Genomic DNA, 12490 nt, shown 5'->3' with positions numbered 1-12490 from the left:
TTAGCATGATAAAAAAATTACCTACTCTTATCTGTTTTATCTTAATGATGATTTTAGCGATACCTTATAGTTACGCTGAACGCATCCGTGATCTAGTCACCATACAAGGGGTACGTGATAATGCGTTAGTAGGTTATGGCATTGTGGTGGGACTTGATGGAACGGGCGACCAAACCTCGCAAACACCGTTTACGATTCAAAGTATCACCAATATGTTGTCTCAATTAGGCATTACTGTTCCAACAGGCAGCAATATGCAACTTAAAAATGTTGCCGCCGTTATGGTCACAGCAAAATTACCCGCTTATTCACGAGTAGGACAACAAATAGATGTCGTGGTATCCTCACTAGGTAATGCCAAAAGTTTACGAGGGGGCACATTAATTATGACGCCATTAAAAGGCGCAGATAACCAAGTATATGCGATTGCTCAAGGTAATCTTTTTCTGGGCGGAATGGGCGCAAGTAGTGGCGGAAGTAGTGTAAGTGTCAATCAATTAGCTGGCGCGACAATCCCGAATGGTGCAACGATTGAACGTGAATTAGACATGCGATTAGATGAACAAGACATTATTCACCTACATCTGAATCAATTCGATTTTACTCGAGCCTTAAAAATCTCCGAAGCAATTAATAAATTACAAAAAAACACCGCGGTGGCACAGGACGGTACGACGGTGACAGTCAAAATGCCTGTTACCAGCCAAGAACGGGTTAAATTATTATCACGAATACAAAATCTTGAAATTGGTGCAACGCCGATCTCAGCAAAAGTTGTTATTAATACTCGTACTGGGGTTGTGGTCATGAATCAAAAAGTCCAGTTGGATAACTGCGCTGTCGCACATGGTAACTTATCGGTTGTCGTCAATAACAAACTCAAAGTTAGCCAACCCAATACACCTTTAGCGGGTGGGGAAACAGTGGTCACACCTGAAACACAAATTGCGGTTGAAGAGCAAGGTGGTGCATTGCAAAAAGTCACCGCAGGGGTGAATTTAAATAGTGTGATTAAATCGCTCAACTTATTGGGTGCCAATCCGACCGAATTAATGTCAATCCTTGAAGCACTTAAAAAAGCCGGTTGCTTACATGCTTCGTTAGAAACCATTTAGATATAAAAAATAGAATATGAATAATCTGATTAATCAATCTGTTCACCGTTTTGCCTATGATGTAAATGGACTAAATCAATTAAAGCGCAATGTGGCAAAAGGGACTAACCAAAGTATTAAACAAGTTGCCGAACAATTTGAAACGCTATTTATTAATATGATGATGCAATCAATGCGTAAAGCAGTGCCAGACAGTGGATTATTCAATCAACCTGCAACACAACTCTTTACCTCGATGTTTGATCAGCAAATTGCTCAGCAAGCAGCAGGTAAAGGGTTGGGGCTTGCTAATATCATTACCAAACAACTCACGCATGGCAAACCTTTGTCACCCAATGTATCGTCATCGGGCAATATTCCTATTCCACCCCAAAAATCGTCGCAACAACCTAACCTTAAACTTGCACAATCTTTATTTAGCAACGCATCAGCGACTGTTACGCCTGAAGCATTAGGACAAATGCTTTATCATAGCCATAAAATCGATAATGCTTCAAAAATAAATGCATCAGAAATCACATCGTTAAACCCTGCCGATAAAGCAAATCAAGATCATGTAACCGCATTTATTAAAGAATGGCTTATTCCTGCTCAACAAGCTTCTAAAAGTTCAGGTATACCTTACGAAGTTATCATTGCACAAGCTGCATTAGAAACAGGTTGGGGACAAAAACTGATTAAAACCGCAGATAACCAATCAAGCCATAATTACTTTGGTATCAAAGCCACGCCGACATGGCAAGGTAATGCGACTCGCTTAACAACACAAGAATTTATCAATGACCGAATGATAAAAATTCAAGATAATTTTAAAGTCTATACCAGTAAACAACATGCATTAACTGACTATATCAATCTATTAACCCAAAGCCCTCGCTACCAAGCGGTGGTCAAAGCACCTGATGCAAGAACCGCTGCCAAGGCATTACAAGCAGCCAAATACGCAACCGATCCCAACTACAGTGACAAGCTCATACAAATTATTGCCCGTATAGAACAAATTGCTCAAACACACCCCACCACCCATATAACAAGTTTTAAACGAATTATGTTTAATTGATTGACTAAAAGAACCAATCTAACGGGTAACATTTTACAATTAACAACCTTTTTTAAAACACAATATGGGTTGTTTATAAATGCAATAATCGCATAGTCATAAATGCCTTATATTGTTAGCGATCACCTTGATTGCTAACAAGCTGCTCACCTTATTTAATCACTTATCTCGATAATTTTAATCAAAAAAAAGTTGCATTGTTGAAAAAAAAGACGTATTTTAACTAGACTAATTTTTATACTGATAGTGATATGATTCGGTAAAAAATTATCACTATCGAACACCAAAGGAATGCACAATGAACACAAGGAAATCGACAATAAACAAGCAAAATTTTTTAATCAACGTTTTGTCGCTTAATCACAATTTGTTCACCATTGTTAATTTTAAGCAATTGTCGATTTTAATCATGTCTGTCATTAACCATAACAGGTTACCCCTAAAACTAACCACCTTTCGCGTTTTATCAATCAATCATGTTAAAACAACCCTTTTTAAAAATTGGTTGAAAAAACTCAATAAAAATACCAATAGTCTTAAACAATCCACTCAATGGCATTACGTATTTTATCAATGGTATAGAACATCAGCTCATGGATTAAATAGTGAAAAAATCAAAATTAACAATAACAAAAATAAATCAATTATAGTAAAAAGATTACCCAAGGAGTTAATTTATGACGGATAAAAATAGCTATGATGATGTCATTGCCACTGTTGAAGGCGTAATTGGAGTACCGGCAAATTCGACTGATGTCATGAAAACCCACGTCGTTGATGTACCTGCACCATTGCCATGTATTGTTATTTTAATTCACGGCGTTAACGATGTAGGCGAAGCATTTCCTAATTTAGATAAAGGCATTTGTGCGGGGTTAAACAAACGGTTAGGACGTAACGATTTAAAACCCAATAAATGGAAATGGACGCAAACCGACCATGAAAATTTTTCGCCCAGAATGCAAATGTTTACAGAATGGACAGAACCCAAGATAATTAAGGTGCCATTAAAACCGCGTGAGGAAAAACACAAAGGTAACTCGCCAATTATCCCTTTTTACTGGGGGTATCGACCGGTTGATATTGATACTTATTACGCTGAACAAAAGGCGTACGAAGAACGACTAAAAGAAGACAAAAAAGCCGAACTACCCTATGATGCTTATTGGGTTGAACGTGAAACCAAAGAACTAAAAGACATGTTTGGTTTTTCCAAATTAAGCAGTGATCAATTTGGTAACTGGATCGACAACCTTTTTACGCGTAATGGTGGACCGTTTTCTGACGCCACCACCTGCATACCCGATATGTACGGTCCCGGTTTAACGTCTATGACAAATTTTGTGGCTACATTAGGGTCACCGAAAGGGTCAAAAGCTTATGAAAATCCGCACCGAATTTATATGGTATTCGCTGCTTATCGATTAGCTAACTTAATAAAAAATATTAGGGATGATGACAAATTAAAACATGCACCAATTAATATTGTTGCCCACAGCCAAGGCACCATTATTACTATGTTAGCTAATCTAATGCTTAAAGACGAGGATTACTTACCGGCAGACTGCGTGATTATGGCTCACTCACCGTATGCGTTTGATGGCACATTTTTAGAAGGGCAATCAAAAGAACATGGCATGGCAGTACAAACCAACAAAGCGCGGGAACAAACCTTTATCAATTTTGTAGATGCTATCGAAAAAGGACAAAGTTTACGGAAAAAGACGTTTAAAGATCCTAATGTATTAATCGAAAAATACGTGGCATCGCCCCCAACAAAACCCGATTTACTCAATCCTACCACGCCTGATTACGATTTTACCAATCCGCTATATTGGCGTGACAATTTCGGTAAAGTGTATAACTACTTTAGTCCTAATGATCAGGTCGTTTCGTTAAAAAGTATTCAAGGAATGGGTTGGCAAGGCATACCTAACTACGTTTTTAAACAGTGTGGGGACAACTTAAGGCAACGCGCCTTTGGGCATGGTTTTCCGGTGGGTGAAAATCCTGATAAGTTTATTTTTTTTAGACCCAGTGGAACATTCAAGATTGATTTGCCCAACTATATTGATAGAAAAGCTTTGCACAACAGATATTTAGAAATTGTTAATGATAATAAAATTACAACGAGAGTCTTTTTAACCCAAGATGAAATTTCGCTAATTAATCAACATAATCCGGTTAAAAACGGTCGTTATCATAACGGCTATTACGATATACTCAAAAGTAAACTCATTATTCAATACAAAATAAATGACGAAGACTTAGAACGATTAAAACAAGATCAACAATCCGGGCTTTATTCACCAACAGAAACAGGGTCAGATAGTGTTTTTGATGCTAACCGATACAGTAATGCTAGCTACGCAGTAGAGGAGCAGTTAAAAGTAAATGGCGAACAAGTACCTATCCCCATTACCTACACCGGCTGTGGAAAAAGCCCTCAAACTGAGTTAGCCAAAGCAATTTATTATCATGATCTGTTTATCCAACAAGATAAATATAGACATTACGAAAACGATTATAAGAAATCGGAACATTATAAGCCTTATCCGAAATATACATTTGAATATCGGGGACCTAATCGCCCCAAAAAGTCAGTGTTAGGATCGATGGTTTATAAAAACGTTATAGATAATCATTACCAATGGAAAAGAGATCGAGAAGCAGAGCACCCTGAATGGAAAAACGTTGTCCACTACCGATTTACCGACGACCCTTATAAATTTGAAGTTTGGTGTTTTCCTGATGAAGACGAAATCAGACAAAGGGTTTATGAAGACGTAAAAACCCAAGCATCTACACCCGTGGATAGCAGCCACCACTCTGGCATAACCCTACACAAACAGGTACCATCGCATATTATGGCGTATGACCTTGCCCTTGGCGAAGTCAATATTGCAAGTAAAGCCAATCAGCGAACTTGGCATCGGCTAATTAATAATGCCGACTGGCGGTCACGTCAAAATGAAGATAAAGAAACAATTTTCTACCAGATCTATGGTATTTTACCTGATGGAATTAAGAAGAGTATGAATCTTTTAAAAGGCACTGTACCTAAGAGCGTAGTGAATGAATTTAGGTTTGTTTTTTCGTTAGAAGGGACTTACTCGCTAATGAAAGATACTGTCACCAACTTACCAACTAAAATCCCTGATATTACTAGAAAACACTACCCATATATGTTTGATAAAGATATACAATGGCCAATGCCTGAACCTATCACCAAAAGGAGAAATAAATGATTATTCTAGCAATATTGCTTACCTTAATTGGAGGAATAAGCTTTTCTTGGTTATCCATTAAGCGATATCATTTGGGCTGGCAAGTACTCAGCTATCTTATCTATATTTTTAGCATACTCGCTATTTCACCCATTACCGATTTGCAAGAGCAAAAATATGTTTGGCCTTCGCAAATTGTCTATCGGTTTGACGAAAATCGTTATCTGTTATTAACCGGCTACCGTTGTAATGGACAAGTCTATTTTATTGATGATAAAGAGCAAGTCTATTATCGTTTAGCGGCTCACTCACAACGAATTTATACCGAACCCTATCGTCACCCCGCTAAAAACTATATTTCGGTTCCTTTATCAGATCTGTCGGCTATTGATACTTCTATTGACGGTGGGCGTTCCTTTAGAAGCATCCATTTAGCTTTGGGATACTATTTGCTCGAGCATGATTCCCCTCAATACGATGTGGTTAATGACCAAGCCTTTATTTTAGCTAAAGATGGCAATTTGCATGCCTCGGAACGACCTTTTGGCACGAAAGCACCACATATGTTATCTAAATGGGATCAACATAAAAAAATATTAGGTCGCAGTCAAATCATTCCCGACACCATCCCCCCGATTCCCGATGATTATACCGGATGGGACAAAATGCAGTGCGATTTTGATGCCGATGAAGTTAAATTACCCAATAATCTGTCTTTATTGACGGTCTTTCAACAATGGCTAGGTACTGCCAAATCAGGAACTTATCAATGAAACAGACATTCGTTAAATTATGTATTTTGTTATTTGCTGTGCCAGTTGTACTGATTGGTATTTTATCAATCATTGCCCCTTTTCCAAGTTCAGAGCCAATGCCACTGCGGCCACCTAAACCCGAACCACGCGACGGGTATCAACTTTTTTATAGCATTGCCCGAAACGATGAAGTGCTAGATAATTCATTCTATTATGTCAGCACCAAACGGCAAGTGATTTACCGCTATGATGCTGACCGCTATCTTGAACTACAAGGCGAAAATTGCAGTGGGCATATTTGGTTTCATGACGATAAAAATAATATTCACACCTTAATTCAAAAACGGTTTTATACCGCCTATGACTTACCTAAATATCACTATTACAATCCCGGCAAGCAGTATATTGCCATTCCCACTCAAAATTTAACCGATTTTGCCGTTTCGGTTGATGGTGGGCGGCATTTTATTATTGCCAGAGTATCCCCCATGGCAGCGGTACCCGGTGATGAAGTCGATTTTTTTATTGGTGTGGATGATTCACCAATTCAAGGAATTTATGACGAACCAAGAAAATACAATACTCCTATTACCATTTCGGGCAATACCGGCTATTTTGTGTTAAAAAATAAAGAAGTAATATTTGGTGCATCCTATAATTATCAGTATATTAATTATGGGCAAGGTTTAAGATATAACCAATTTTATTATCCTTCCGCCGCTTTTTCTGATGAACGGATTAGAGATGGATCTAATTTTGGTGCCTATGATAGGCTTATTGACAATCAGGAATATAAAAATCGGGTTGAGTCAATGAAACATATCCAACCCGAACCTTACCAAGGGTGGGATAAAATTCGCTGCGAAGTCGGGGCGGAAAAATAGTCATGTTATGTATTGCCCTTATGTCCCCCCTTACAGGGGGCAGGATTTTTGCTAACACCTGTTTAAACCACGTCTTAAACTTGTGCAAGCAACACGTATTGGCTGTTGTTATTGGGCATATAAAAATTTTACCGGTGAATAATGAATGCAGTGCGATTTTGATGCCGATGACGTTAAATTACCCAATAATCTGTCTTTATTGACGGTCTTTCAACAATGGCTAGGTACTGCCAAATCAGGAACTTATCAATGAAACAGACATTCGTTAAATTATGTATTATGTTATTTGCTGTGCCAGTTGTACTGATTGGTATTTTATCAATCATTGCCCCTTTTCCAAGTTCAGAGCCAATGCCACTGCGACCACCTAAACCCGAACCGCGCGACGGGTATCAACTTTTTTATAGCATTGCCCGAAACGATGAAGTGCTGGATAATTCATTCTATTATGTCAGCACCAAACGGCAGGTGATTTACCGCTATGATGCTGACCGCTACCTTGAACTGCAAGGCGAAAATTGCAGTGGGCATATTTGGTTTCATGACGATAAAAATAATATTCACACCTTAATTCAAAAACGGTTTTATACCGCTTATGACTTACCTAAATATCACTATTACAATCCCGGCAAGCAGTATATTGCCATTCCTACTCAAAATTTAACCGATTTTGCCGTTTCGGTTGATGGTGGGCGGCATTTTATTATTGCCGTGGTATCCCCCATGGCAGCGGTACCCGGTGATGAAGTCGATTTTTTTATTGGTGTTGATGATTCGCCAATACAAGGAGTTTATAGCAAACCAGGAAACAGAAATGCACCTATTACCATTTCGGGCAATACTGGCTATTTTGTGTTAAAAAATGGCGAGGTAATATTTGGTGCTTCCTATGATTATGACGATATTAATTATGGGCAAGGTTTAAGATATAACCAATTTTATTATCCTTCCGCCGCTTTTTCTGATGAACGGATTAGAGATGGATCAAAGTTTGGTGCTTATAAAAGACTTCTATATAATCAAGAACATAAAAATCGGGTTGAGTCAATGAAACATATCCAACCCGAACCTTACCAAGGGTGGGATAAAATTCGTTGCGAAGTCGGGGCGGAAAAATAGTCATGTTAAGTATTGCCCTTATGTCCCCCCTTACAGGGGGCAGGATTTTTGCTAACACCCTGTTTAAACCACGTCTTAAACTTGTGCAAGCAACACGTATTGGCTGTTGTTATTGGGCATATAAACAATTTTACCGGTGAATAATGAATGCAGTGCGATTTTGATGCCGATGACGTTAAATTACCCAATAATCTGTCTTTATTGACGGTCTTTCAACAATGGCTAGGCACTGCCAAATCAGGAACTTTTCAATGAAACAGACACTCGTTAAATTATGTATTTTGTTATTTGCTGTGCCAGTTGTACTGATTGGTATTTTATCAATCATTGCCCCTTTTCCAAGTTCAGAGCCAATGCCACTGCGGCCACCTAAACCCGAACCGCGCGACGGGTATCAACTTTTTTATAGCTTTGCCCAAAACGGTGATGTACTGAAAAAATCATTCTATTATGTCAGCACCAAACGGCAAGTGATTTACCGCTATGATGCTGACCGCTACCTTGAACTGCAAGGCGAAAATTGCAGTGGGCATATTTGGTTTCATGACGATAAAAATAATATTCACACCTTAATTCAAAAACGGTTTTATACCGCTTATGACTTACCTAAATATCACTATTACAACCCCGGCAAGCAGTATATTGCCATTCCTACCCAAAATTTAACCGATTTTGCCGTTTCGGTTGACGGTGGGCGGCATTTTATTATTGCCGTGGTATCCCCCATGGCAGCAGTACCCGGTGATGAAGTCGATTTTTTTATTGGTGTGGATGATTCGCCTATTCAAGGAATTTATGACAAACCAAGAAAATATAATACTCCCATTCCCATTTCGGGCAATACCGGCTATTTTGTGTTAAAAAACGGCGAGGTAATATTTGGTGCATCCTATGATTATCAGTATATTAATTATGGACAAGGTTTAAGATATAACCAATTTTATTATCCTTCCGCCGCTTTTTCTGATGAACGGATTAGAGATGGATCAAAGTTTGGTGCTTATAAAAGACTTCTAGATAATCAGGAATATAAAAATCGGGTTGAGTCAATTAAACATATCCAACCCGAACCTTACCAAGGGTGGGATAAAATTCGTTGCGAAGTCGGGGCGGAAAAATAGTCATGTTAAGTATTGCCTTTATGCCCCCCTTACAGGGGGCAGGATTTTTGCTTGGTTATTAGCATCATTTTTGGATAATGACCAACATTTCTTAATCGCTTATCTCGATAATTTTAATCAAAAAAAGTTGCATTGTTGAAAAAAAAAACGTATTTTAGTTAGGCTAATTTTCATACCAATAATAAGTTTTTTATTCGGTAAAAAATTGTCACTATTAACACCAAAGGAATGCACAATGAACACAAGGGAATCGACAATAAACAAGCAAAATTTTTTAATCGATATTTTGTCGCTTAATGATCATCTCTTCACCCTTGTTAACGTTAATCAATTGTCGATATCATGCCTTTCTGTCATTAATCGTGACAGGTTATACCTAAAACTCACCTTCTTTAACGCTTTATTAATCAATCAATTTATAGTAACCCACTTTAAAAATTGGCTGAAAACCACCAATAGCGATACCAATAATTTCAAACAATCAATCTAATGGCATTGAGCATTTAGTAAATAGTATAGAAAAAAAGCGTATGGATGAAACAGTAAAATAGCAAAACTAACAATAACAAAATGAAAACAATTATAGAAAAGATTACTCAAGGATTTAATTTATGATGGATAAAAATAATGCTGATGAAGCCGTTGCCACGATTGAGGGCATAATTGGTGTACCTGAACAATCAACTGATGTCATGAAAACCTGCGTCGTTGATGTACCTGCGCCACTGCCATGTATTGTTATTTTAATTCATGGTGTTAACGATGTAGGCGAAGCATTCCCCAATTTAGATAAAGGCATTTGTGCGGGATTAAACAAACGGTTAGGACGTAACGATTTGAAACCCAATAAATGGGAATGGACACAAACCGACGATGAAAATTTTTCGCCCAGAATGCAAATGTTTACAGAATGGACAGAATCCAAGATAACTAAGCCGCCGTTAAAACCGAGTGAAGTAAAACATAAGGGTAACTCACCTGTTATACCTTTTTATTGGGGGTATCGACCGGTTGATATCGATACTTATTACGCTGAACAAAAAGCGTATGAAGAACGATTAAAAAAAGAAAAAAAAGCCGAACTACCCTATGATGCTTATTGGATTGAACGTGAAACCAAAGAACTGAAAGACATGTATGGGTTTTCTAAATTAAATCATGACAATTTTGGCAACTGGATCGATAACCTGTTTACGCGCAATGGAGGACCGTTTTCTGACGCCACCACTTGTATACCCGATATGTATGGTCCTGGTTTTACATCGTTTTCTAATTATATTGCCCAATTAGGGTCAGAAACGGGTTCAAAAGCGTATTATAATCCGCACCGAATTTATATGGTTTTTGCTGCCCACCGCTTAGCCAAGCTAATCAGAAATATTCGAGATAATGACAGGTTTAAACATGCGCCAATTAATATTGTTGCCCACAGCCAAGGGACCATTATCACCATGTTAGCCAATCTGATGCTTAAAGATGACGGTTATTTACCGGCAGACTGCGTGATTATGGCACACTCGCCATATGCCTTTGATTACACATTTTTTGAAGGGCAATCAAAAGAACATGGCATGGGGGTACAAACCAATAAAGCACGGGAACAGACTTTTATCAATTTTGTCAATGCTATCCAAGAAGGGCAAATTTTAAGAGAAAAGAAATATAAAAATCCAGAAGAATTAATCGAAAAAGGGGTGGCATCGACCCCAACAAAACCCGATTTACTCAATCCTGACACGCCTTATTACGATTTTACCGATCCGCTGTATGGGCGTTACAATTTTGGCAAAGTGTATAACTATTTTAGCCCTAACGATCAAGTTGTGTCGCTGCGCAGTGTCCAAGGCATGGGGTGGCGCGGCATTTCCAATAAAATATTTGAGCAGTGTGGTGACAACTTAAAACAGCGGGTATTTAGCCATCGCATTAAAGTGGGCGAAGATCCCAGTAAATTAGTTTGTTTTGAATCGAACGGCACATTTGTCTATGATTTTCCTAAATATTTAGATAGAGAACCCCTCAATCAGCGCTATACGGATACTTATAACCAATATAAAAACGAATTTGATGTCGACGTGGTGACGATCTATGTTGGTCTTACCGATGACGAACTGGCATTAGTCAATCAACACGACAAGATCGAAAACGGTCGCTTTATCAGAGGTAACTGGGATAAAACAACGGATAAAATCATGTTATTTTATCAACTTGATGAAGAAATCTTATTACAGTTAAAGCAAGATAAGCAAAATAACGTTTATTCGCCATTTGAAACAGGATCATTAGGAAATGCTACATTTAATACAACAGAAAAAATCATTATTAATGGCGAACAAGTACCCGAACCCATAATTTATACCGGTTGTGGAAAAAGCCCTCAAACTGAGTTAGCCAAGGCAATTTATTGTCATGATCTGTTTATAAAAAAAGATAAATATGGTCATTACAAAAGTGATTATATGAAATCAGAACTTTATAAGCCTTACCCGAAATATGAATTTTACTATCGGGGACCGGATCGCCCCAAAAAGTCATGGATAGGATCGGCAATATATAACAATGCTATCGATGGCCATTACCAATGGCGAAAAGATCGCGAAGCAGAACACCCCGAATGGAAAAACGTTGCCCACTTCCGATTTACCGACGACCCTTATAAGTTCGAAGTATGGTGTTTTCCTGATGAAGACGAAATCAGACAAGGGGTTTATAAAGATGTGCAAACCAAAGCATCTGAACCCGTGGATAGCAGCCACCACTCTGGCATTACCCTACACAAACAGGTACCGTCGCATATTATGGCGTATGATTTAGCTTTAGGTGAAGTCAACACCGCCAGCATGGCAAGCAAGCGTGAATGGCAACGCTTAATTGACGATGCCGACTGGCGATCGCCACTCAATATGGATAAAGACACGTTAAATTACCAAAGATACGGTATTTTACCTAAAGAAATCAAAGAAAAAATGAACTTTATGAAAGGCAACCCACCCGAGGATGTCGTTAATGAGTATGAGAATGTAAAAACCATTGGTAGAATGATATTAGTCAATGGCAGCAGTGGGGCAGCCAGCCTTATCCCTAATCCGATGGTTAAAGGGGTAGTTAAAACTGCAATTAGAGTGTTAGATAACCAAATTTGTGAGTTTTTTATAGATCCTGAACTACAGTGGCCACAACCTGTGCCTGACACAAAAAAGGAGCGTTAA

8 protein-coding genes are annotated in these 12490 nt (G+C 38.3%); all 8 read left to right on the top strand.

Annotated features, from left to right (window positions below):
* Positions 1 to 5: 5 nt before the first annotated feature.
* The 8 genes from J3U36_RS08965 to J3U36_RS08930 all read left to right on the top strand — a co-directional run bounded on the left by J3U36_RS08965 (position 6) and on the right by J3U36_RS08930 (position 12490).
* Entirely contained in the window at positions 6 to 1115 is a 1110-nt protein-coding gene (locus tag J3U36_RS08965; RefSeq protein ID WP_267378598.1) for a flagellar basal body P-ring protein FlgI, read from the top strand.
* A 16-nt stretch (positions 1116 to 1131) separates the two neighbouring features.
* A complete protein-coding gene (flgJ, locus tag J3U36_RS08960) occupies positions 1132 to 2175 on the top strand; it encodes a flagellar assembly peptidoglycan hydrolase FlgJ (protein WP_267378602.1) in 1044 nt (347 codons plus the stop codon).
* Positions 2176 to 2852: 677 nt separating this feature from the next.
* A complete protein-coding gene (locus tag J3U36_RS08955; protein ID WP_267378608.1) occupies positions 2853 to 5423 on the top strand; it encodes a hypothetical protein in 2571 nt (856 codons plus the stop codon).
* Positions 5420 to 6175 carry a hypothetical protein gene (locus J3U36_RS08950; protein WP_267378611.1) on the top strand — a complete coding sequence of 252 codons (756 nt, stop codon included), beginning with the start codon at positions 5420 to 5422 and terminating at the stop codon, positions 6173 to 6175. Before J3U36_RS08955 ends, J3U36_RS08950 begins: the two co-directional genes overlap by 4 nt.
* Positions 6172 to 7041 carry a hypothetical protein gene (locus tag J3U36_RS08945; RefSeq protein WP_267385887.1) on the top strand — a complete coding sequence of 290 codons (870 nt, stop codon included), beginning with the start codon at positions 6172 to 6174 and terminating at the stop codon, positions 7039 to 7041. Before J3U36_RS08950 ends, J3U36_RS08945 begins: the two co-directional genes overlap by 4 nt.
* A gap of 249 nt (positions 7042 to 7290) precedes the next feature.
* Entirely contained in the window at positions 7291 to 8160 is an 870-nt protein-coding gene (locus J3U36_RS08940) for a hypothetical protein (RefSeq protein ID WP_267385886.1), read from the top strand.
* Positions 8161 to 8411: 251 nt separating this feature from the next.
* Entirely contained in the window at positions 8412 to 9281 is an 870-nt protein-coding gene (locus tag J3U36_RS08935; protein ID WP_267385885.1) for a hypothetical protein, read from the top strand.
* A 611-nt stretch (positions 9282 to 9892) separates the two neighbouring features.
* Positions 9893 to 12490, top strand: a complete 2598-nt coding sequence (locus J3U36_RS08930) for a hypothetical protein (RefSeq protein WP_267378620.1) — start codon at positions 9893 to 9895, stop codon at positions 12488 to 12490.

The sequence above is a fragment of the Gilliamella sp. B3817 genome (genome assembly GCF_026536705.1).
GTDB lineage: Bacteria > Pseudomonadota > Gammaproteobacteria > Enterobacterales > Orbaceae > Gilliamella > Gilliamella apicola_I.
This window is presented reverse-complemented; position numbering and strand designations above follow the sequence as displayed.